Raw genomic sequence first — 20,507 nt, forward strand, 5'->3', positions numbered from 1 at the left:
TTTCTTAATGAGTTTTTTGTGTTGTGTGCAACGTTATTTGTGCGTGACAGCCCGGACGATACGATCGCCGGATAACTGAATTAAATAAACCAGAACGACGAGCAATACCAGTACTGTATTCATCACGGTAGCGTTATAACCAATATAACCGTACTGATAGCCAATCTGTCCAAGACCGCCTGCGCCAACGGCACCGCCCATCGCTGAATAACCGACCAGGGTAATCAGCGTGATCGTCGCCGCATTTACCAGACCCGGCAATGCTTCAGGCAGTAACACCTTACGCACGATCTGTAATGGCGTAGCGCCCATAGCACGCGAGGCTTCGATCAGCCCAGTAGGAATTTCCAGCAGCGCGTTTTCCACCATACGGGCGATAAACGGCGCAGCACCGACGGTCAGCGGAACGATAGCGGCCTGTAAGCCGATAGAGGTGCCGACAATCATGCGGGTGAATGGAATCATCCAGACCAATAGAATAATAAACGGAATGGAACGGAAAATGTTTACCAGCGCAGAGAGCGTACGGTAAAGCTTCGCGTTCTCGATGATTTGTCCTGGGCGCGTGACGTATAACAGCACGCCAACGGGCAGACCAATCACAAAGCCAAAAAAGCCAGACACAAAGGTCATTGCCAGCGTTTCCCATACGCCGCGAACCAGCAACCATATCATCGGCTCAGACATAACCCAGTACCTCTACTTTTACATGGTGTTCTTGCAACCAGCTAATGGCCGCTTGTGTATCTTCCTGTGTGCCGTGCATTTCAGTCAGCATAATGCCGAACTTCACGCCACCGGCGTAATCCATCTGCGCGCTGATAATGTTGTTATTCACATTAAAGCGACGAGCCGTTTCGGAGAGTAATGGCGCATCCACTGAATGACCCGTGAATTCCATGCGCAGCATTGGCACGCTGTCGGCTGTCGGTTCTGCTTTTAAACGCTCCAGATAATCTTCCGGGATATCCAGATGCAGCGTGGACTGAATAAACTTCTGCGCCAGCGGGGTTTTCGGGTGAGAAAAAACTTCGCTGACGGTGTCTTGCTCAATCAGCTCACCATTACTGATGACCGCGACGCAGTCACAAATACGTTTTACGACGTCCATTTCATGGGTAATCAGCAGAATGGTTAACCCAAGACGACGGTTAATGTCTTTCAATAATTCCAGAATTGAACGGGTTGTTGCTGGATCGAGTGCGCTGGTGGCCTCATCGCACAGCAATACCTTTGGGTTACTCGCCAGTGCACGGGCAATTGCGACACGCTGTTTCTGCCCACCGGAGAGGTTCGCTGGATAGCTGTCGTGCTTATCACCAAGCCCGACTAAATCCAGCAGCTCCGTCACGCGACGTTTAATCTCTTCTTTTGGCGTGTTATCCAGCTCCAGCGGAAGCGCAACGTTGCCAAAAACAGTACGGGAAGAGAGCAGGTTAAAGTGCTGGAAAATCATGCCTATTTGGCGACGAGCTTTGGTTAGCTCGGATTCAGAAAGCGTCGTCAATTCCTGGCCGCCAACCTGAACACTGCCTTCTGTTGGACGTTCGAGTAAGTTAACACAGCGGATTAGCGTACTTTTACCGGCACCTGAGGCGCCAATAACGCCATAAATCTGCCCGGCAGGAACATGCAGGCTGACATTATTTAGCGCCTGAATGGTGCGAGTCCCCTGCTGGAACACTTTGGTGATATTCGAAAGTTTAATCATTGGTTATTTATTATCGTAATTAAGTTAGCCGTGGCATTTTCGTCTGTCTGCTACGGTCGAAGCCGTCAACAAGATGGATGTTAAGGCATCCAGACGTCTAAATCAATCAAGCTTTGCACGATGAGCACTTTCTTGACTGCTGAAACATGCGATACTAGAGCAACATGCCTTATTCAGGAGCTATAAAAGGTGGCAAAGTCTGTACCCGCAATTTTTCTCGACCGTGACGGCACCATTAATGTGGACCACGGTTACGTACATGAGATCGACGAGTTTGAGTTCATCGACGGCGTCATTGATGCGATGCGTGAACTTAAAAAGATGGGTTACGCGCTGATTGTCGTGACGAATCAATCCGGTATTGCCCGCGGTAAATTTACCGAAGCGCAGTTCGAAACGTTGACTGAATGGATGGACTGGTCGCTGGCCGATCGGGATGTTGATCTGGATGGTATCTACTATTGTCCTCATCACCCGCAAGGAACAGTGGAAGAGTATCGCCAGACCTGCGACTGCCGTAAACCGCATCCTGGAATGTTTATCTCCGCACGAGACTTCCTGCACATTGATATGGCCGCTTCCTATATGGTGGGCGACAAAATAGAAGATATGCAGGCAGCGACAGCCGCTAATGTGGGAACGAAAGTGTTGGTTCGCACCGGCAAGCCTGTTACGCCGGAAGCAGAAAATGCGGCAGATATGGTGATAAATAGTCTGGCTGACCTGCCAATGGCAATAAAAAAGCAGCAAAAGTAAGCGTTGTGGATAAAAGATGAACGGTTGAAACAAAAATGCATTTTTCCGCTTGTCTTCCTGAATCGACTCCCTATAATGCGCCTCCATCGACACGGCGGATGTGAATCACTTCACACAAACAGCCGGTTCGGTTGAAGAGAAAAATCCTGAAATTCAGGGTTGACTCTGAAAGAGGAAAGCGTAATATACGCCACCTCGCGACAGAGCGCCAAAGCGCGTCGCAACTGCTCTTTAACAATTTATCAGACAATCTGTGTGGGCACTCAATGATACGGATTCTTAACGTCGCAAGACGAAAAATGAATACCAAGTCTCTGAGTGAACACGTAATTCATTACGAAGTTTAATTCACGAGCATCAAACTTAAATTGAAGAGTTTGATCATGGCTCAGATTGAACGCTGGCGGCAGGCCTAACACATGCAAGTCGAACGGTAGCACAGAGGAGCTTGCTCCTTGGGTGACGAGTGGCGGACGGGTGAGTAATTTCTGGGAAACTGCCCGATGGAGGGGGATAACTACTGGAAACGGTAGCTAATACCGCATAACGTCGCAAGACCAAAGAGGGGGACCTTCGGGCCTCTTGCCATCGGATGTGCCCAGATGGGATTAGCTAGTAGGTGGGGTAACGGCTCACCTAGGCGACGATCCCTAGCTGGTCTGAGAGGATGACCAGCCACACTGGAACTGAGACACGGTCCAGACTCCTACGGGAGGCAGCAGTGGGGAATATTGCACAATGGGCGCAAGCCTGATGCAGCCATGCCGCGTGTATGAAGAAGGCCTTCGGGTTGTAAAGTACTTTCAGCGAGGAGGAAGGCATTAAGGTTAATAACCTTAGTGATTGACGTTACTCGCAGAAGAAGCACCGGCTAACTCCGTGCCAGCAGCCGCGGTAATACGGAGGGTGCAAGCGTTAATCGGAATTACTGGGCGTAAAGCGCACGCAGGCGGTCTGTCAAGTCGGATGTGAAATCCCCGGGCTCAACCTGGGAACTGCATTCGAAACTGGCAGGCTAGAGTCTTGTAGAGGGGGGTAGAATTCCAGGTGTAGCGGTGAAATGCGTAGAGATCTGGAGGAATACCGGTGGCGAAGGCGGCCCCCTGGACAGAGACTGACGCTCAGGTGCGAAAGCGTGGGGAGCAAACAGGATTAGATACCCTGGTAGTCCACGCTGTAAACGATGTCTATTTGGAGGTTGTGCCCTTGAGGCGTGGCTTCCGGAGCTAACGCGTTAAATAGACCGCCTGGGGAGTACGGCCGCAAGGTTAAAACTCAAATGAATTGACGGGGGCCCGCACAAGCGGTGGAGCATGTGGTTTAATTCGATGCAACGCGAAGAACCTTACCTACTCTTGACATCCAGAGAACTTAGCAGAGATGCTTTGGTGCCTTCGGGAACTCTGAGACAGGTGCTGCATGGCTGTCGTCAGCTCGTGTTGTGAAATGTTGGGTTAAGTCCCGCAACGAGCGCAACCCTTATCCTTTGTTGCCAGCGATTCGGTCGGGAACTCAAAGGAGACTGCCAGTGATAAACTGGAGGAAGGTGGGGATGACGTCAAGTCATCATGGCCCTTACGAGTAGGGCTACACACGTGCTACAATGGCATATACAAAGAGAAGCGACCTCGCGAGAGCAAGCGGACCTCATAAAGTATGTCGTAGTCCGGATTGGAGTCTGCAACTCGACTCCATGAAGTCGGAATCGCTAGTAATCGTGGATCAGAATGCCACGGTGAATACGTTCCCGGGCCTTGTACACACCGCCCGTCACACCATGGGAGTGGGTTGCAAAAGAAGTAGGTAGCTTAACCTTCGGGAGGGCGCTTACCACTTTGTGATTCATGACTGGGGTGAAGTCGTAACAAGGTAACCGTAGGGGAACCTGCGGTTGGATCACCTCCTTACCTTAAAGAACCGTTCCTTGTAGTGTCCACACAGATTGTCTGATGAAAAGTAAATAGCAAGGCGTCTTGCGATTGAGACTTCAGTGTCCCCTTCGTCTAGAGGCCCAGGACACCGCCCTTTCACGGCGGTAACAGGGGTTCGAATCCCCTAGGGGACGCCACTTGCTGGTTTGTGTGAGTGAAAGTCGCCGGCCGTTATATCTCAAAACAGACTTGCGAGTCTTGTTTGAGATATTTGCTCTTTAAAAATCTGGATCAAGCTGAAAATTGAAACGACACACTGTTTCATTTCTCCGTAAACAAGAAATGAAAAGCGGTGTGTTCGAGTCTCTCAAATTTTCGCAGCACGATGATGAATCGAATGAAACATCTTCGGGTTGTGAGGTTAAGCGACTAAGCGTACACGGTGGATGCCCTGGCAGTCAGAGGCGATGAAGGACGTGCTAATCTGCGATAAGCGTCGGTAAGGTGATATGAACCGTTATAACCGGCGATTTCCGAATGGGGAAACCCAGTGTGATTCGTCACACTATCATTACGTGAATACATAGCGTAATGAAGCGAACCGGGGGAACTGAAACATCTAAGTACCCCGAGGAAAAGAAATCAACCGAGATTCCCCCAGTAGCGGCGAGCGAACGGGGAGCAGCCCAGAGTCTGAATCAGCATGTGTGTTAGTGGAAGCGTCTGGAAAGTCGCACGATACAGGGTGAAAGTCCCGTACACAAAAGTGCATGTGTTGTGAACTCGAAGAGTAGGGCGGGACACGTGGTATCCTGTCTGAATATGGGGGGACCATCCTCCAAGGCTAAATACTCCTGACTGACCGATAGTGAACCAGTACCGTGAGGGAAAGGCGAAAAGAACCCCGGCGAGGGGAGTGAAAAAGAACCTGAAACCGTGTACGTACAAGCAGTGGGAGCCTCTTTATGGGGTGACTGCGTACCTTTTGTATAATGGGTCAGCGACTTATATTCTGTAGCAAGGTTAACCGAATAGGGGAGCCGAAGGGAAACCGAGTCTTAACTGGGCGTTAAGTTGCAGGGTATAGACCCGAAACCCGGTGATCTAGCCATGGGCAGGTTGAAGGTTGGGTAACACTAACTGGAGGACCGAACCGACTAATGTTGAAAAATTAGCGGATGACTTGTGGCTGGGGGTGAAAGGCCAATCAAACCGGGAGATAGCTGGTTCTCCCCGAAAGCTATTTAGGTAGCGCCTCGTGAACTCATCTTCGGGGGTAGAGCACTGTTTCGGCTAGGGGGTCATCCCGACTTACCAACCCGATGCAAACTGCGAATACCGAAGAATGTTATCACGGGAGACACACGGCGGGTGCTAACGTCCGTCGTGAAGAGGGAAACAACCCAGACCGCCAGCTAAGGTCCCAAAGTCATGGTTAAGTGGGAAACGATGTGGGAAGGCACAGACAGCCAGGATGTTGGCTTAGAAGCAGCCATCATTTAAAGAAAGCGTAATAGCTCACTGGTCGAGTCGGCCTGCGCGGAAGATGTAACGGGGCTAAACCATGCACCGAAGCTGCGGCAGCGACACTATGTGTTGTTGGGTAGGGGAGCGTTCTGTAAGCCGTTGAAGGTGGCCTGTGAGGGTTGCTGGAGGTATCAGAAGTGCGAATGCTGACATAAGTAACGATAATGCGGGTGAAAAACCCGCACGCCGGAAGACCAAGGGTTCCTGTCCAACGTTAATCGGGGCAGGGTGAGTCGACCCCTAAGGCGAGGCCGAAAGGCGTAGTCGATGGGAAACAGGTTAATATTCCTGTACTTGGTGTTACTGCGAAGGGGGGACGGAGAAGGCTATGTCGGCCGGGCGACGGTTGTCCCGGTTTAAGCGTGTAGGTGTGTGTTCCAGGTAAATCCGGTTCACTCTAACACTGAGGCGTGATGACGAGGCACTACGGTGCTGAAGTGACAAATGCCCTGCTTCCAGGAAAAGCCTCTAAGCATCAGGTAACACGAAATCGTACCCCAAACCGACACAGGTGGTCAGGTAGAGAATACCAAGGCGCTTGAGAGAACTCGGGTGAAGGAACTAGGCAAAATGGTGCCGTAACTTCGGGAGAAGGCACGCTGATAGGTAGGTGAAGCGACTTGCTCGTGGAGCTGAAATCAGTCGAAGATACCAGCTGGCTGCAACTGTTTATTAAAAACACAGCACTGTGCAAACACGAAAGTGGACGTATACGGTGTGACGCCTGCCCGGTGCCGGAAGGTTAATTGATGGGGTTATCCGTAAGGAGAAGCTCTTGATCGAAGCCCCGGTAAACGGCGGCCGTAACTATAACGGTCCTAAGGTAGCGAAATTCCTTGTCGGGTAAGTTCCGACCTGCACGAATGGCGTAATGATGGCCAGGCTGTCTCCACCCGAGACTCAGTGAAATTGAACTCGCTGTGAAGATGCAGTGTACCCGCGGCAAGACGGAAAGACCCCGTGAACCTTTACTATAGCTTGACACTGAACACTGGTCCTTGATGTGTAGGATAGGTGGGAGGCTTTGAAGTGTGGACGCCAGTCTGCATGGAGCCGACCTTGAAATACCACCCTTTAATGGCTGGTGTTCTAACGTGGACCCGTAATCCGGGTTGCGGACAGTGTCTGGTGGGTAGTTTGACTGGGGCGGTCTCCTCCTAAAGAGTAACGGAGGAGCACGAAGGTTAGCTAATCCTGGTCGGACATCAGGAGGTTAGTGCAAAGGCATAAGCTAGCTTGACTGCGAGAGTGACGGCTCGAGCAGGTGCGAAAGCAGGTCTTAGTGATCCGGTGGTTCTGAATGGAAGGGCCATCGCTCAACGGATAAAAGGTACTCCGGGGATAACAGGCTGATACCGCCCAAGAGTTCATATCGACGGCGGTGTTTGGCACCTCGATGTCGGCTCATCACATCCTGGGGCTGAAGTAGGTCCCAAGGGTATGGCTGTTCGCCATTTAAAGTGGTACGCGAGCTGGGTTTAGAACGTCGTGAGACAGTTCGGTCCCTATCTGCCGTGGGCGCTGGAGAATTGAGGGGGGCTGCTCCTAGTACGAGAGGACCGGAGTGGACGCATCACTGGTGTTCGGGTTGTCATGCCAATGGCACTGCCCGGTAGCTAAATGCGGAAGAGATAAGTGCTGAAAGCATCTAAGCACGAAACTTGCCCCGAGATGAGTTCTCCCTGAGACTTTAAGTCTCCTGAAGGAACGTTGAAGACGACGACGTTGATAGGTCGGGTGTGTAAGTGTAGCGATACATTGAGCTAACCGATACTAATGAACCGTGAGGCTTAACCTTACAACGCCGAAGATGTTTTGGCGAAAGAGAAGACGATTTTCAGCCTGATACAGATAAAATTAACCGGCGGTAAGCGGGTTAATAACAGAATTTGCCTGGCGGCTGTAGCGCGGTGGTCCCACCTGACCCCATGCCGAACTCAGAAGTGAAACGCCGTAGCGCCGATGGTAGTGTGGGGTCTCCCCATGCGAGAGTAGGGAACTGCCAGGCATCAAATTAAGCAGTAACCGGTATATGCCGGTGGTTGTAGAAAAATCCGGTGGAGCGGTAGTTCAGTTGGTTAGAATACCTGCCTGTCACGCAGGGGGTCGCGGGTTCGAGTCCCGTCCGTTCCGCCACTTATTAAGAGCCCTGAGCTAACGCTCAGGGCTTTTTCTTTGTCTGCGATTTAATTATTGCCAAATTCGCAAAAATCCTCTGCGTTTTACACACTTTTTCTCTAATAATCTGAAGGTCATAATCCTCCTCATTAACGAACCCTGTGATTAAAAAGAGGAATTTATGGCTATCCCTGCATTTGGATTAGGCACTTTTCGCCTGAAAGACGACGTTGTTATCGCTTCCGTTAAAACGGCTCTTGAGCTGGGTTATCGTGCCATCGACACTGCACAAATCTATGATAATGAAGCCGCAGTGGGTCAGGCGATTGCAGAAAGCGGTGTGCCACGCAGCGAAGTATATATCACCACCAAGATCTGGACTGAGAATCTGGGTCAGGACAAGCTGATCCCGAGCCTGAAAGAGAGCTTGAAAAAACTGCGTACGGATTATGTTGATCTGACGCTGATCCACTGGCCATCGCCAAATGATGCCGTTTCTGTTGAAGAGTTTATGCAAGCATTACTCGAAGCCAAAGAGCAGGGGCTGACCCGTGAAATTGGTATCTCTAACTTCACTATCCCCTTGATGGAAAGAGCTATTGCTGCCGTGGGTGCGGAGAACATTGCAACCAACCAGATTGAGCTGTCTCCGTATCTGCAGAGCCATAAGGTTGTTGACTGGGCAAAAACGCACGGTATCCATATCACCTCTTACATGACGCTGGCTTACGGTAAGGCTCTGAAGGATGAAGTCATTGCCCGCATTGCGGCTAAACATAATGCGACTCCGGCTCAGGTTATTCTGGCATGGGCAATGGGGGAGGGCTATTCCGTCATTCCTTCTTCGACCAAACGAGAGAATCTGGCAAGTAACCTGCTGGCGCTGGAACTGCATCTGGACAGTGAAGATAAAAAAGCGATCGCGGCACTGGACTGCAACGATCGCCTGGTCAGCCCGGAAGGTCTGGCTCCCGAGTGGGACTGATCACGGAACATCCCGTGTTGCATTAACCCTCTTTCACAGCTCCTGCGGGAGCTGTTTTAATATGCTCACTTAAAAAGTCGATAAATGCACGAATGCGTGTGCTGACGGCCCGGTCACTGTAATAGACGGCGCTAAAGGGCATCTCAACCGGCAGGCGTTTATCGGCTAGCAGCTCTACCAGTTCACCCTGCTCGATTTCCTTATCAATCATATAATCTGAAAGACAGGCAATACCATTTCCGCTCAGACAAAGCTGCTTCAGCGTTTCACCGCTGTTGGAGGACAACCCACATTCAACCTCATGGAGCTGCCCGTCGCGACAGGCAATGGGCCAGGTATTGAGTGAGACTGGTTCAGAAAACCCCAGACACACGTGCTGTTTAAGCTCTTCAACATTTTGCGGTCTACCATATCGGGCGATATATTCTGGTGAGGCAATCATTTTCCGGTAGCTGGTAAAGAGCGGGCGTGCACGCAGGCTTGAGTCAGTCAGTGTCCCCGCGCGTATAGCCACATCTACTTTGCGTTCAATAAGATTGATAAATGTCTCTGAAGATACCAGCGATAATGTCATCTCCGGGTAACGTTCACGAAACGGTTTGATAAGCGGCATTAGAAAATGCAACATCACCGGTGTTGCCGCATCAATGCGCAGTAAACCGCGTGGAGTATGACGAGATTCCATAATCTCAGTTTCTGCCGCGGCCATTTCCTGCAGTATCAACTGGACGCGTCTGAAATAGCGTTCACCCTCTTCAGTCAAACTCAGCTGTCGGGTTGTTCGATTGAGCAAGCTGACACCCAGCTTCATTTCCAGTTTTTTCACTGCCCGACTGATAGCGGAATTGGCTTGTCCCAGCTGTTCCGCAGCACGGCTAAAACTGCCGCTTTCCACGACAGCAACGAAAATCGCGAGTTCTTCGGATGTTGCTTTCATTTTTGCACCTGAAGCAAAATTATATTGAGATTTTGGATATTTTTGTCATTAAAACATCCCGGCATACTGCGTGTCATCTGATTACTGATGATATGGAGTTATTTATGCCTCTCGCTTTATTTGCGCTGACAATAAGTGCCTTTGCTATTGGCACGACTGAATTTGTCATTGTCGGTCTGGTACCAACTATTGCGGAACAGCTGGCGATCTCTTTGCCTTCTGCGGGGATGCTGGTTTCTATCTATGCACTTGGTGTGGCGATTGGCGCGCCGGTGCTGACTGCCCTGACCGGACGCTTACCGCGTAAGCAGCTGTTGGTTGCGTTAATGGTGTTGTTCACTGCCGGTAATTTGCTGGCCTGGCAGGCACCTGGCTATACGACATTGATCGTTGCCCGTCTGCTGACCGGCCTGGCACACGGCGTGTTTTTCTCGATTGGTTCTACCATCGCGACAAGTCTGGTACCCAAGGAGAAAGCTGCCTCTGCAATTGCCATTATGTTTGGTGGATTAACGGTAGCGCTGGTAACGGGTGTTCCACTGGGAACATTCATTGGGCAGCACTTTGGCTGGCGTGAAACTTTCCTTGCGGTATCACTGTTAGGCGTCATTGCGCTGATTAGCAGCCAGTTACTGATCCCGGCAAATATTCCGGGCCGTGCTGCCGCCAGCCTTCGTGACCAGGTTAAAGTCTTAACGCATCCTCGTCTTCTGCTCATCTATGCCGTTACGGCTCTGGGTTACGGTGGTGTCTTTACCGCGTTTACCTTCCTGGCGCCGATGATGCAGGATCTGGCTGGTTTCTCGCCCGCTGCAGTTAGCTGGATCTTACTGGGATATGGCGTATCTGTGGCAATTGGGAATATCTGGGGAGGAAGGCTGGCGGATAAGCATGGTGCCGTTCCTGCGCTGAAGTTTATTTTTGCCGCCCTGTTTGTTCTGTTGATGGTCTTCCAGGTCACGTCTTCCACGCAATATGCTGCACTGGCAACGATACTGGTAATGGGGATCTTTGCCTTCGGCAACGTACCGGGTTTACAGGTTTACGTGGTGCAGAAAGCGGAGCAATTCACGCCAAATGCGGTGGATGTGGCATCAGGACTAAACATTGCGGCGTTTAATATTGGCATTGCACTGGGTTCCGTGATTGGTGGGCAGACGGTAGAGCACTACGGGTTAGCACAAACCCCATGGATTGGCGCACTGATCGTGCTGGGGGCTTTCTTGCTGATGGGCGTTAGCGGACGTCTTGATAAACCCGCACATGTTGCGCTGGGGTAAATCGCTGATGTAAGTACCCACTTACAAAACAAACTGCAATTGTCCGTTGAAAGTGAGTGCTAAAATCCCTATAACAGAAGAACCAGTCCGGTTGCGGGCTGGTTGACGTTACAGAGGTTTGAAAGTCTAAAGTGCGAAAAAACACCTATGCCATGCGCTATGTTGCCGGACAACCCGTTGAGCGAATTTTACCGCCAGGATCGTTTGCGCATATTGGCCAGGCATTACCGGCAGGCGTTCCGTTAAGCAGCGAAGATCGCATTCGCGTCCTGGTGTGGAATATTTTTAAACAGCAGCGGGCAGAATGGCTGTCGGTGCTGAAAAATTTTGGCAAAGATGCGCATCTGGTTTTATTACAGGAAGCGCAAACCACGCCTGAACTGGTGCAGTTTGCGACCGCTAACTATCTTGCTGCCGATCAGGTTCCCGCCTTTGTATTACCTCAACATCCTTCTGGCGTCATGACGCTTTCAGCCGCACATCCTGTTTACTGCTGCCCTCTGCGCGAGCGTGAGCCGATTTTACGGCTGGCAAAATCGGCACTGGTGACGGTGTACCCACTGCCTGATTCGCGCTTATTGATGGTGGTAAATATCCATGCTGTTAACTTCAGTCTCGGCGTGGATGTTTACAGTAAGCAGTTACTTCCCATTGGCGATCAGATTGCCCATCACAGTGGCCCGGTGATTATGGCTGGCGACTTCAATGCCTGGAGCCGTCGGCGTATGAATGCACTGTACCGATTTGCCCGCGAAATGTCCTTGCGGCAGGTTCGTTTTACCGACGATCAACGCCGACGTGCATTTGGTCGTCCCCTCGATTTCGTGTTTTATCGTGGTTTGAATGTGAGTGAAGCCTCTGTTCTGGTTACACGCGCATCTGACCACAATCCGCTACTCGTTGAATTTAGTCCCGGCAAACCTGAACAATAAAGGTGTGTCAGGTCTGCCGTGGGGCAGGCCTGTGGTGGTGCTGCCCTTTATCTTTCACAACAACCGAAGGACAACACAATGACAACGCACTCCCATCATGACAACGTCGAGAAACAGTTTGGCTCCCAGGCCAAGGCCTATTTAACCAGCGCTGTACACGCATCAGGACGCGATTTACAGCGACTGGCTGAGCGTCTGTCTGATTTTCCTCAGGCAAACGTACTGGATATGGGATGTGGTGCGGGGCATGCCAGCTTTATTGCTGCACAGAATGTGAAACGGGTGGTGGCCTATGATTTATCTTCTCAGATGCTTGAAGTGGTCACGCAGGCGGCAAAAGAGAAAGGGTTAGGAAATATTTCCACCCGGCAGGGGTATGCAGAAAGCCTGCCGTTTGAGGACGGCACCTTTGATGTCGTGATTAGCCGTTATTCTGCACATCACTGGCATGATGTCGGGAAGGCGCTGCGGGAAGTGAATCGCGTACTGAAACCCGGCGGAATAGTTATTGTAATGGACGTCATGTCTCCTGGACATCCTGTGCGCGATATCTGGCTGCAAACCGTGGAAGCGCTGCGCGATACCTCACATGTACGCGATTATTCCAGCGGTGAGTGGCTCTCCATGATAAATGACGCGAGCTTGATTACTGACACGCTGTTAACTGATCGTTTGCCGCTGGAGTTCAGTTCCTGGGTTTCCAGAATGCGTACACCCGCCGTACTGACAGAGGCTATCCGTACATACCAGGAGAGTGCGTCTTCTGAAGTGAAGGCGTATTTTGAGTTACGGGAGGACGGTTCATTCACCAGCGATACGATCATGCTTGAGGCACATAAAGCGGGATAAACAAAAAAGGCACTGGGGGGAAACCAGTGCCTTAATTTTTACGATGCTATCAGGAGTCCGGCATGCCGTTGTTTTTCACAAACAACGTCAGCTGGTCGCCGGGTTGCAGATTAGCCGTATCGCTGTTCCAGCGCATCACATCTTTAATGTTAACCCCGTGACGTTTGGCGATGCTTGAAAGCGAGTCGCCTTTACGCACACGATAGGTGATGCTATCGCTGTTTTTAGCCAGCCGTTGCGCGCTGGTACCCGCGCCTACCGTCAGGCTTTGGCCTACTTTCAGGGTGGACCCACGCAGATTATTCCACTGCTTAAGATCCTTCGCACTCACGCCAAGACGTGAAGCGATGCCGGAAAGCGTATCGCCAGAGCGGACGGTGTAACTACGGCTGCTCAGCGGACTGTTATCCGCAACCAGCGTTGACTGTACGGCTGCAATTTCGCCTGACGCCAGAGATTCACGCAGCTTCTCTGCATGCTTCTTTGGCACCATCACGTACTGCGGACCGCTGGCACCCAACGTCGAGCCTTTCACGCCAGCATTGAAGGTTTTCAACTTGCTAACGGAAATACCCGCCATATCGGCAACCTGAGCCATCTCAACCGGGTTGTTCAGGCGCACTCGTGCCAATGCGCGGCTTTCGTCTGTGGTAGGCAGACGCACGCCATAGCGCTTGCTGTTCTTGAGAATATCACTCAATGCCAGCATTTTAGGTACGTACTGCTTCGTTTCCTGAGGCAAAGGGAGCGACCAGAAATCGGTGGATTTACCACGCGATTTGTTCGCTTTGATTGCCTTCATCACACGACCTTCACCGCTATTATAAGCAGCCACGGTCAGCAGCCAGTCGCCATCAAACATCTTGTTCAGACGCTGCATCATGTCCAGTGCGGCAGTGGTGGAAGCCACAATGTCGCGACGTGCATCATAATTGCGAGTCTGTTTTAAACCATAATTGCGCCCCGTGCTCGGAATGATCTGCCAAATACCTGCGGCATTGGCGCCAGACGTCGCGTGAGGATCAAAAGCGCTCTCCACTATGGGTAGTAGTACCAGTTCCATAGGCATGTTACGTTTCTTAACCTGCCCGGCTATCCAGTACATATACGGCTCTGCCCGTAAAGTTACATCGTGGAGATAGCTCTTATTACGTAAATACTTCTGTTTCTGTTCGCGAATCCGGTTGTTTTCCGGAATTCCCATCTTTAGCTCGTCACCAATGAAAGCCCACAAATCTTGATCGGCTGCAATAGACGTCCCATCGTCCATCCATCGCGCCTGGCTTGTGAACTTTCCTGCTTCCCCTTGACCAGCTGCAGAAAGGCTCTGTGCGTGTTGTTGGACGTTACCAGTATTCTGGCACCCAACAAGCAGGACAGAGGCGAGTAATATCGCTTTTGCCTTCATGTGTGTGTCAATAGTTGCTTAAAAGACGACCGATCATAACGGCGAAGTTTTCAAAAGGCAACCCGGAATTGTCAGAACGTATCTTTCTTTGACCTTAACCAGGCAAAACGCTCTTCAGGTTGTTGCAATATTGTTTCTTTGTTTATTTCATTAATTAAATCAATATCTTCCGTTCTTAAAAAAAGATTATTTCGTCGTTCATTTTTCAGAATTACGGGTAGTGTCATTTGTTTTTTTACGCGTAACTCATTAACTTTACGATAATATTCGTTTATGAACGAATCGTGCGGGAGAATGCTTAATGCAAACTTCATATTTGCTAAAGTATATTCATGTGCGCAACATATTAATGTGTCATCAGGGAGTGCGCTTATTTTTTTAAGTGATTGATACATCTGTGCGGCCGTGCCTTCAAACAGTCTGCCGCAGCCGCCAGAAAAGAGAGTATCTCCGCAAAACAGATAAGGATGACTAAAGTAACAGATATGTCCTAAAGTGTGACCGGGAGTGGCAAATACACGAAATTCATGCCCTAAAACGAGAGCAATATCGCCATCTTCGACTATGTGTGTCGTTCCCTTATCTTGTGTTTCTGCCGGTCCGTAAACCACAATTTGTGGAAAACGCTGCACAAGCTCTTTCACACCACCAACGTGATCCTGGTGGTGATGGGTGAGGAGAATGGCCTCGGGCACCCAGTTATGCTCTGCAATGGCGTTTAGCACCGGAGCTGCTTCGCCAGGGTCGACAATCAGACAACGGCCTTCATTATTTGTCAGGACCCAGATGTAATTGTCCTGAAATGCGGGAATACTGTTAAGATTCATAAATTACCTCTCAATGCGTAACGGAAGGTCGTGATGAAACCGGCAAGGATCCCTCAAACTGTCGTAGCGCCCGTTAGCTGGGATGATTTGCCCTGGGGCGAGCACTATCGTGAGGCGCTGGAGCATCAGCTTAATCCGTGGTTCGCAAAAATGTACGGTTTTCATCTGCTTAAGATTGGCAATTTAAGCGCAGAAATCAATTCCGAAGCGTGCGCCGTTTCTCATCAGGTAAATGTTTCCACGCAAGGTTCGCCGATGCAGGTGCTGGCTGATCCTTTACAACTGCCTTTTGCCGATAAATCTGTCGATGTCTGTTTGTTGGCGCATACGTTGCCGTGGTGTGCCGATCCTCATCGATTACTGCGGGAAGCCGATCGCGTGCTCATCGATGATGGCTGGTTGATATTGAGCGGATTCAATCCAATAAGTTTGATGGGGTTGCGTAAGTTGGTGCCGGTATTACGCAAAACATCGCCCTATAACAGCAGGATGTTTACACTGATGCGCCAAATGGACTGGCTCTCTTTGTTGAATTTTGAAGTACTGCACTATAGCCGTTTTCATGTTTTGCCCTGGAAAAAGCAGGGTGGGAAAATGTTAAGTGCGCATGTTCCCGCTTTGGGATGCATGCAACTCGTTGTTGCGCGCAAGCGAACGATTCCGCTTACGCTTAACCCCATGAAACAAAATAAAAACAAAGCGCGTATCCGCCAGGCCGTGGGGGCAACCCGGCAATATCGCAAACCGGACGCTTAAGCTTCAACCTGATATCCAACATCATCCTGAGTCGGGTTCATCGCAGCCGCGCGCGCGAGTTCATCACAGCGTTCGTTTTCCGGGTGTCCTGCGTGACCTTTTACCCATTCCCATTTGATCTGGTGCTGGCCCAGAGCAGTATCCAGACGTTTCCAGAGATCGACATTTTTTACCGGTTTTTTATCAGCTGTTTTCCAGCCGCGTTTTTTCCAGTTGTGGATCCACTGGGTAATGCCCTGGCGTACGTACTGACTATCGGTACTGAGTACCACTTCGCACTGTTCTTTCAATGCTTCCAGCGCAACAATTGCCGCCATCAATTCCATACGATTATTGGTGGTGAGGTTGTATCCTTCACTGAACGTTTTTTCCCGCCCGCGATAACGTAGAATTGCCCCATAACCACCAGGCCCTGGATTTCCCAGGCAAGAACCATCGGTGAAAATTTCTACCTGTTTAAGCATCTCTGGTAGACTTCCTGTTTTAGAGATCGATATAAACGATAAGTCTGACATAAATGACCGCTATGAGCACTGGAATTACACGACAGATCGTCCTCGATACCGAAACCACCGGTATGAACCAGATTGGCGCCCACTACGAAGGCCACAAGATTATTGAGATCGGTGCGGTCGAAGTGGTGAACCGCCGCCTGACGGGCAATAACTTCCACGTTTACCTGAAACCGGATCGGCTGGTGGACCCGGAAGCGTTTGGTGTACATGGAATTGCGGACGAATTCCTGCTTGATAAACCTGTTTTTGCCGATGTCGCCGATGAGTTTCTGGACTATATCCGCGGTGCGGAGCTGGTCATTCATAACGCATCGTTTGATATCGGCTTTATGGATTATGAGTTTGCTAAGCTCAATCGTGATATCCCGAAAACGAACGCGATATGCAAAGTCACGGATAGCCTGGCGCTGGCGAGGAAAATGTTCCCCGGCAAGCGTAACAGTCTTGATGCACTGTGCTCGCGTTATGAGATAGACAACAGCAAACGTACATTGCACGGCGCATTGCTCGATGCCCAGATTCTGGCCGATGTTTATCTGATGATGACGGGCGGGCAGACAACGATGGCATTTTCAATGGAAGGTGACAGCCAGCAGCAAGGGGACACAGGCATTCAGCGCATTGTGCGGCAGTCCAGTAAGTTACGCGTTGTTTTTGCCACTGATGAAGAGTTAGCGGCCCATGAATCGCGCCTCGACCTGGTACAGAAGAAAGGCGGAAGTTGCCTCTGGCGTGCATAGTTTACGCATTTACAGTAGAGAAATGGCCATTCGGGCGATTTTTGCAGCAAACGATTAAAAAGAGTGAGAAAAAGCGTTGACGAGGCGTGAGGCAAACCGTAATATTCGCTTCGTTCCCAAGCGGAACACAACGCGGAGTGGTAGTTCAGTTGGTTAGAATACCTGCCTGTCACGCAGGGGGTCGCGGGTTCGAGTCCCGTCCATTCCGCCACTATTCAGAAAGCCTGAATCAGAAATGATTCAGGCTTTCGTCGTTTTAGCCCTGCATAAAAATATTAGCCCGCAATAACGCATTATTGAGGGCTTCTGTCCTTATTCGCTCAGTGTCTGGGCGATATCTTTCTGAACCAGTTGACGCTGCTCTGGCGTGAGGACTTTGTTCAGGTCAAAGTAGTATTTCACCCGATAATAACGCGCCTGTTGTTCGATATTGCCGAATGCGGCAAGCTGGTGTTTCACCGCCGCGTCATCCCATTTCCCTGACTTGATAACATCAATCAGCGCGCCGTCTTTGACGTCCTTCACTGAAATCTGACTAATATTATCTTCAAGCTGCTGGTGCAGTTTTTTGATCTGAGAGACCTGGTCGTTGCTCAGTTTAAGGCGTTGTACGACCGGATCCTGGGCAGGTGCAGGAACGTTGGATACATTGGATGCAAGCGTGCTAAAAGAGGCGCCAGCCAGGGTCGCGGCCAGCAAAGTCATACGTACGAAGTTCTTCATGTAGAGATCCTGATAAGGGAATTATTGACAGTATCTACCCACCGCCAGCGGCGAGTGATTATCTATTGCAGAATACGTTGCTGAAGGCATGTCGCCACGCGAATTTGTTTTGCGGTTGGTTACGGAGTGAAACAATCCCGCCACGAAAAAATATTCCGTAACGGGAGAGAAGTTTATCTCTGAAGCGAAAAGATGTCGGCGTCCTGCCAGGCGGGAAATTTCTCCCGATACTCGCGCAATAACGCTAGCGACAGTTCAGCATCGATCCGTGTTGCCTGATGGGGCTCTGCAGTCGCAATGATTTCTCCCTGCGGATTCACTACCCGGCTGTCGCCACGGTAATGATGTCCATTACCATCCGTGCCAACACGGTTACATCCTGCTACATAAGCCTGGTTTTCAATCGCTCGTGCGGTAAGCAGTGCCTGCCAGTGAAGCGAGCGCGGAGCGGGCCAGTTTGCGACATACAGAACCAGGTCGTAATCGTTGCGATTGCGCGACCATACCGGGAAACGCAGGTCGTAGCAGACCAGCGGTAGAATACGCCAGCCACGCCATTCAACGATCACCCGCTCTTCACCTGCCTGATAATATTGATGTTCGTCCGCCATGCGAAACAGATGGCGTTTGTCATAGAAATGCACAGAACCTTCAGGTTCAACCAGTAAAAAACGATTTACCGGGCCCCGTTCCGACTGTATTGCAGCACTGCCTGCTATCAGGGCATTTGTCTGCTGCGCTTTGGCAATCATCCAGCTGACAACCCCGTCCTGTGGCATTGATTGGGTTGCCGCTTCCATGGCAAATCCGCTGGTAAACATCTCGGGTAACACAATGATGTCGCGTCCGGTAATGGTTTCCAGTTGTCTGTCAAAATGACGCAGGTTTGCCGGGCCGTCCATCCACACCAGCGGTTGCTGCAAAAGGGTAATCTTTAAACCAGGCACGGCGATTGACTCCTGTTTGACGGGCTATTTTTTAACTTTAACACCTTATCAGGACGTTGCTGTTCTGCGGAATATTTTGATAAAAAAAGAGCTTATCAGACATCACTGATTTGCATTTTCCGCATTGCCGCCCACACTTCTCGTGGCAAGCGATAAGAAAGGATAAGTTTGGGAGGAATGATGTTAAAGGTAATTACCGCGATTGCAGCCCTGATGGTGACATCAAGCGCACTGGCACAAAGTGATTTAACCGTCAGTGACCTGGCAAAAAATGAGGCAACCAGGACGGCATTTAATCAAATGGTGAAGGGGCATAAACTACCGGCGTGGGTCAGTAAGGGTGGAACGTCCTCTCCGGCCAAAACCGTTATTCTGGGTGATGAGTCCTGGCAGGTTTTGAGTGCCTGTAAGCCACATGATTGCGGTGCAGAACGTGTTGCTGTGCTGTGGTCAGAGAAGTCTCAGCAGATGTCAGGTGTGCTCTCGGTGGTCAATGAAAATACCACCCAGGAGAAACTGACCTGGATGAATGTGAGTGATGCCTTATCTATTGATGGTAAAACGGTCCTGTTTGCAGCATTAAGTGGCAGCCTGGAGAATCACCCGGATGCATTTAACTATAAATAGTCGAGGGTGAAGAACCCGATTATTTATATGTTGCATAGGGCGCTTACCTCGCTTTTCAGTAATAATCTGGTGATTAATTTTAAAGGCAGTGATGATCATGTAACAATCACCAGTTATGCTTCTTCCACTAATCATCAGATTGAGCAGATTCTTTTGCAGACGGTACAGACTGGCTGCCGAAGGATATTCTGGATCATACCATGGGCAACATCCCACCACCCATCACTGCCCCGGCAGATGCGCCATCGACCAGCCATTGATACAGATGTAACCGGAGCCGCTGGTTAACACCAGCGGCAATATTTATCGGGGATATAAAACATTAATAACAATTTCTTGTGAAAATATAATTATATTCCAGGTAAGAACTAATTAATCATGCCCTGATAAGTTTATAAGGTGAGTGTTATTATATGTTTCTCCTATCATTTTTGTTTAAGTATACAGTTAACATATAAAATGTTAGGCGTTTAATTAATTACGGTTAGATGTTATATTTTTGAATTCTTTGCCAGGAGTAATAACTTATCGTGTTTTATTATTTGTTTTATTTATGAATTATAAAGGATTCATCTTAATTTATTATTTCTGGTGATGTTATGTGCTGTCTCAATGGAAAATAGATAGCAATAAAATACAATGTTACAATACCCGGGGTCAAAAATGAACGGAAATTATTTGAATGATTCTTCACAGAATAATGATTCTAAATCTAAGTTCTACGAAAAAATTGAAAACATTTCAAAAGCTATAGTTGATTCTGTTAACGCAGCGAGTTTCTCAATGGGAGTGGATACGCCCCTTCCTGTAGAAAAAATCAAGTTTTTGGCTGAGAAATTAGGCTCATCCGCCTCGATCGTAAAGTTCCTTGATATACACGAGAAAGGTGAAGCGACCTTAGGGGACTGGGTTGATTTCGTGGGGACCATTGCTGGTGAAATAGCCCCTCTCGTAGAATCTCGAGTCCTGGGACAGGTAGGGCTCGCTCTTGCAGTATA

Annotated in this window: 16 protein-coding genes, 3 tRNA genes, 3 rRNA genes and 1 pseudogene; 15 read left to right on the plus strand and 8 right to left on the minus strand. The window is 49.8% G+C overall.

From position 1 onward, the window contains the following. Nucleotides 1-33: 33 nt before the first annotated feature. Together N7268_RS09525 and metN are read right to left on the minus strand one after the other, a co-directional pair. Nucleotides 34-687, minus strand: coding sequence for a methionine ABC transporter permease MetI (locus N7268_RS09525; protein ID WP_005132073.1), 654 nt, complete (start codon nucleotides 685-687; stop codon nucleotides 34-36). Then, on the minus strand, nucleotides 680-1,711 hold the full coding sequence (metN, locus tag N7268_RS09530; protein WP_260862674.1) for a methionine ABC transporter ATP-binding protein MetN: 1,032 nt from the start codon (nucleotides 1,709-1,711) through the stop codon (nucleotides 680-682). Before metN ends, N7268_RS09525 begins: the two co-directional genes overlap by 8 nt. A gap of 189 nt (nucleotides 1,712-1,900) precedes the next feature. On the opposite strand from metN, the gene gmhB reads away from it, so the two are divergent. The 7 genes from gmhB to dkgB all read left to right on the plus strand — a co-directional run bounded on the left by gmhB (nucleotide 1,901) and on the right by dkgB (nucleotide 8,968). Then, nucleotides 1,901-2,467: a D-glycero-beta-D-manno-heptose 1,7-bisphosphate 7-phosphatase gene (gene gmhB / locus N7268_RS09535; RefSeq protein ID WP_198906378.1), complete on the plus strand. Its 567-nt coding sequence runs from the start codon at nucleotides 1,901-1,903 to the stop codon at nucleotides 2,465-2,467. A 365-nt stretch (nucleotides 2,468-2,832) separates the two neighbouring features. After that, nucleotides 2,833-4,374: ribosomal RNA gene (locus N7268_RS09540) — 16S ribosomal RNA — on the plus strand. Nucleotides 4,375-4,459: 85 nt separating this feature from the next. Then, nucleotides 4,460-4,535, plus strand: a tRNA-Glu gene (locus N7268_RS09545). A 222-nt stretch (nucleotides 4,536-4,757) separates the two neighbouring features. Further along, a 23S ribosomal RNA gene (locus tag N7268_RS09550) occupies nucleotides 4,758-7,663 on the plus strand. 94 nt (nucleotides 7,664-7,757) lie between these two features. Next, nucleotides 7,758-7,873 (plus strand): 5S ribosomal RNA (rrf, locus tag N7268_RS09555). The 16S, 23S and 5S rRNA genes sit together here with 2 tRNA genes alongside, the layout of an rRNA operon. A 51-nt stretch (nucleotides 7,874-7,924) precedes the next feature. Next, a tRNA-Asp gene (locus tag N7268_RS09560) sits at nucleotides 7,925-8,001 on the plus strand. Between the two features lie 163 nt (nucleotides 8,002-8,164). Next, nucleotides 8,165-8,968, plus strand: coding sequence for a 2,5-didehydrogluconate reductase DkgB (dkgB, locus tag N7268_RS09565; protein WP_260862675.1), 804 nt, complete (start codon nucleotides 8,165-8,167; stop codon nucleotides 8,966-8,968). Between the two features lie 22 nt (nucleotides 8,969-8,990). On the opposite strand, the gene yafC is transcribed toward dkgB, so the two are convergent. Then, nucleotides 8,991-9,905: a DNA-binding transcriptional regulator YafC gene (yafC, locus tag N7268_RS09570; RefSeq protein WP_260862677.1), complete on the minus strand. Its 915-nt coding sequence runs from the start codon at nucleotides 9,903-9,905 to the stop codon at nucleotides 8,991-8,993. A gap of 104 nt (nucleotides 9,906-10,009) precedes the next feature. Here yafC and N7268_RS09575 point away from each other — a divergent pair, with 104 nt between their 5' ends. From N7268_RS09575 to N7268_RS09585, 3 genes are all read left to right on the plus strand, one after another. Next, nucleotides 10,010-11,185 (plus strand): MFS transporter, encoded by a 1,176-nt coding sequence (locus N7268_RS09575; protein WP_260862678.1) that lies wholly within the window; start codon nucleotides 10,010-10,012, stop codon nucleotides 11,183-11,185. Nucleotides 11,186-11,316: 131 nt separating this feature from the next. Beyond that, nucleotides 11,317-12,117: an endonuclease/exonuclease/phosphatase family protein gene (locus N7268_RS09580; RefSeq protein ID WP_196207568.1), complete on the plus strand. Its 801-nt coding sequence runs from the start codon at nucleotides 11,317-11,319 to the stop codon at nucleotides 12,115-12,117. Nucleotides 12,118-12,195: 78 nt separating this feature from the next. Further along, nucleotides 12,196-12,966 (plus strand): class I SAM-dependent methyltransferase, encoded by a 771-nt coding sequence (locus tag N7268_RS09585; RefSeq protein WP_260862680.1) that lies wholly within the window; start codon nucleotides 12,196-12,198, stop codon nucleotides 12,964-12,966. A gap of 49 nt (nucleotides 12,967-13,015) precedes the next feature. On the opposite strand, the gene mltD is transcribed toward N7268_RS09585, so the two are convergent. Both mltD and gloB read right to left on the minus strand, forming a co-directional pair. Continuing rightward, a complete protein-coding gene (gene mltD, locus N7268_RS09590) occupies nucleotides 13,016-14,374 on the minus strand; it encodes a murein transglycosylase D (protein WP_260862682.1) in 1,359 nt (452 codons plus the stop codon). Nucleotides 14,375-14,445: 71 nt separating this feature from the next. Beyond that, the gene (gene gloB / locus N7268_RS09595; protein ID WP_198905341.1) at nucleotides 14,446-15,201 is read right to left on the minus strand and encodes a hydroxyacylglutathione hydrolase; all 756 of its coding nucleotides are present in this window, start codon (nucleotides 15,199-15,201) and stop codon (nucleotides 14,446-14,448) included. Between the two features lie 33 nt (nucleotides 15,202-15,234). On the opposite strand from gloB, the gene N7268_RS09600 reads away from it, so the two are divergent. Beyond that, the gene (locus N7268_RS09600) at nucleotides 15,235-15,957 is read left to right on the plus strand and encodes a class I SAM-dependent methyltransferase (RefSeq protein ID WP_260862684.1); all 723 of its coding nucleotides are present in this window, start codon (nucleotides 15,235-15,237) and stop codon (nucleotides 15,955-15,957) included. Here N7268_RS09600 and rnhA read toward each other — a convergent pair. Beyond that, nucleotides 15,954-16,530 (minus strand): annotated as a pseudogene (gene rnhA, locus N7268_RS09605) (ribonuclease HI). The gene N7268_RS09600 and the pseudogene rnhA sit on opposite strands and share 4 nt — an antisense overlap. Here rnhA and dnaQ point away from each other — a divergent pair. Together dnaQ and N7268_RS09615 are read left to right on the plus strand one after the other, a co-directional pair. Then, complete coding sequence (gene dnaQ / locus N7268_RS09610; RefSeq protein WP_260862685.1) at nucleotides 16,484-17,212, plus strand: DNA polymerase III subunit epsilon; 729 nt, start codon at nucleotides 16,484-16,486, stop codon at nucleotides 17,210-17,212. The pseudogene rnhA and the gene dnaQ overlap by 47 nt on opposite strands. A 134-nt stretch (nucleotides 17,213-17,346) precedes the next feature. Next, nucleotides 17,347-17,423 (plus strand) — tRNA-Asp (locus tag N7268_RS09615). Nucleotides 17,424-17,524: 101 nt separating this feature from the next. On the opposite strand, the gene N7268_RS09620 is transcribed toward N7268_RS09615, so the two are convergent. Then, nucleotides 17,525-17,935 carry a Spy/CpxP family protein refolding chaperone gene (locus tag N7268_RS09620; RefSeq protein ID WP_198905333.1) on the minus strand — a complete coding sequence of 137 codons (411 nt, stop codon included), beginning with the start codon at nucleotides 17,933-17,935 and terminating at the stop codon, nucleotides 17,525-17,527. 173 nt (nucleotides 17,936-18,108) lie between these two features. Next, nucleotides 18,109-18,882, minus strand: coding sequence for an amidohydrolase (locus tag N7268_RS09625; protein ID WP_260862687.1), 774 nt, complete (start codon nucleotides 18,880-18,882; stop codon nucleotides 18,109-18,111). Between the two features lie 180 nt (nucleotides 18,883-19,062). Between N7268_RS09625 and ivy the strand changes: the two genes are divergently transcribed. Both ivy and N7268_RS25185 read left to right on the plus strand, forming a co-directional pair. Next, complete coding sequence (gene ivy / locus N7268_RS09630) at nucleotides 19,063-19,509, plus strand: Ivy family C-type lysozyme inhibitor (RefSeq protein ID WP_260862689.1); 447 nt, start codon at nucleotides 19,063-19,065, stop codon at nucleotides 19,507-19,509. Between the two features lie 27 nt (nucleotides 19,510-19,536). Then, nucleotides 19,537-19,797, plus strand: a complete 261-nt coding sequence (locus tag N7268_RS25185) for a calcium-binding protein (RefSeq protein WP_409929196.1) — start codon at nucleotides 19,537-19,539, stop codon at nucleotides 19,795-19,797. Nucleotides 19,798-20,507: the final 710 nt, after the last annotated feature.

This window comes from Citrobacter sp. Marseille-Q6884, assembly GCF_945906775.1.
In the GTDB taxonomy this organism is placed as follows: domain Bacteria; phylum Pseudomonadota; class Gammaproteobacteria; order Enterobacterales; family Enterobacteriaceae; genus Citrobacter.

What these genes read in the sequence shown, in the direction of transcription:
- N7268_RS09525 (WP_005132073.1), bottom strand. Translation starts at nt 687, where the DNA reads ATGTCTGAGCCGATGATATGGTTGCTGGTTCGCGGCGTATGGGAAACG.
- yafC (WP_260862677.1), bottom strand. Translation starts at nt 9,905, where the DNA reads ATGAAAGCAACATCCGAAGAACTCGCGATTTTCGTTGCTGTCGTGGAA.
- N7268_RS09585 (WP_260862680.1), top strand. Translation starts at nt 12,196, where the DNA reads ATGACAACGCACTCCCATCATGACAACGTCGAGAAACAGTTTGGCTCC.
- gloB (WP_198905341.1), bottom strand. Translation starts at nt 15,201, where the DNA reads ATGAATCTTAACAGTATTCCCGCATTTCAGGACAATTACATCTGGGTC.
- N7268_RS09575 (WP_260862678.1), top strand. Translation starts at nt 10,010, where the DNA reads ATGCCTCTCGCTTTATTTGCGCTGACAATAAGTGCCTTTGCTATTGGC.
- N7268_RS25185 (WP_409929196.1), top strand. Translation starts at nt 19,537, where the DNA reads ATGTTGCATAGGGCGCTTACCTCGCTTTTCAGTAATAATCTGGTGATT.
- N7268_RS09620 (WP_198905333.1), bottom strand. Translation starts at nt 17,935, where the DNA reads ATGAAGAACTTCGTACGTATGACTTTGCTGGCCGCGACCCTGGCTGGC.
- ivy (WP_260862689.1), top strand. Translation starts at nt 19,063, where the DNA reads ATGTTAAAGGTAATTACCGCGATTGCAGCCCTGATGGTGACATCAAGC.
- mltD (WP_260862682.1), bottom strand. Translation starts at nt 14,374, where the DNA reads ATGAAGGCAAAAGCGATATTACTCGCCTCTGTCCTGCTTGTTGGGTGC.
- metN (WP_260862674.1), bottom strand. Translation starts at nt 1,711, where the DNA reads ATGATTAAACTTTCGAATATCACCAAAGTGTTCCAGCAGGGGACTCGC.
- N7268_RS09600 (WP_260862684.1), top strand. Translation starts at nt 15,235, where the DNA reads ATGAAACCGGCAAGGATCCCTCAAACTGTCGTAGCGCCCGTTAGCTGG.
- dkgB (WP_260862675.1), top strand. Translation starts at nt 8,165, where the DNA reads ATGGCTATCCCTGCATTTGGATTAGGCACTTTTCGCCTGAAAGACGAC.
- dnaQ (WP_260862685.1), top strand. Translation starts at nt 16,484, where the DNA reads ATGAGCACTGGAATTACACGACAGATCGTCCTCGATACCGAAACCACC.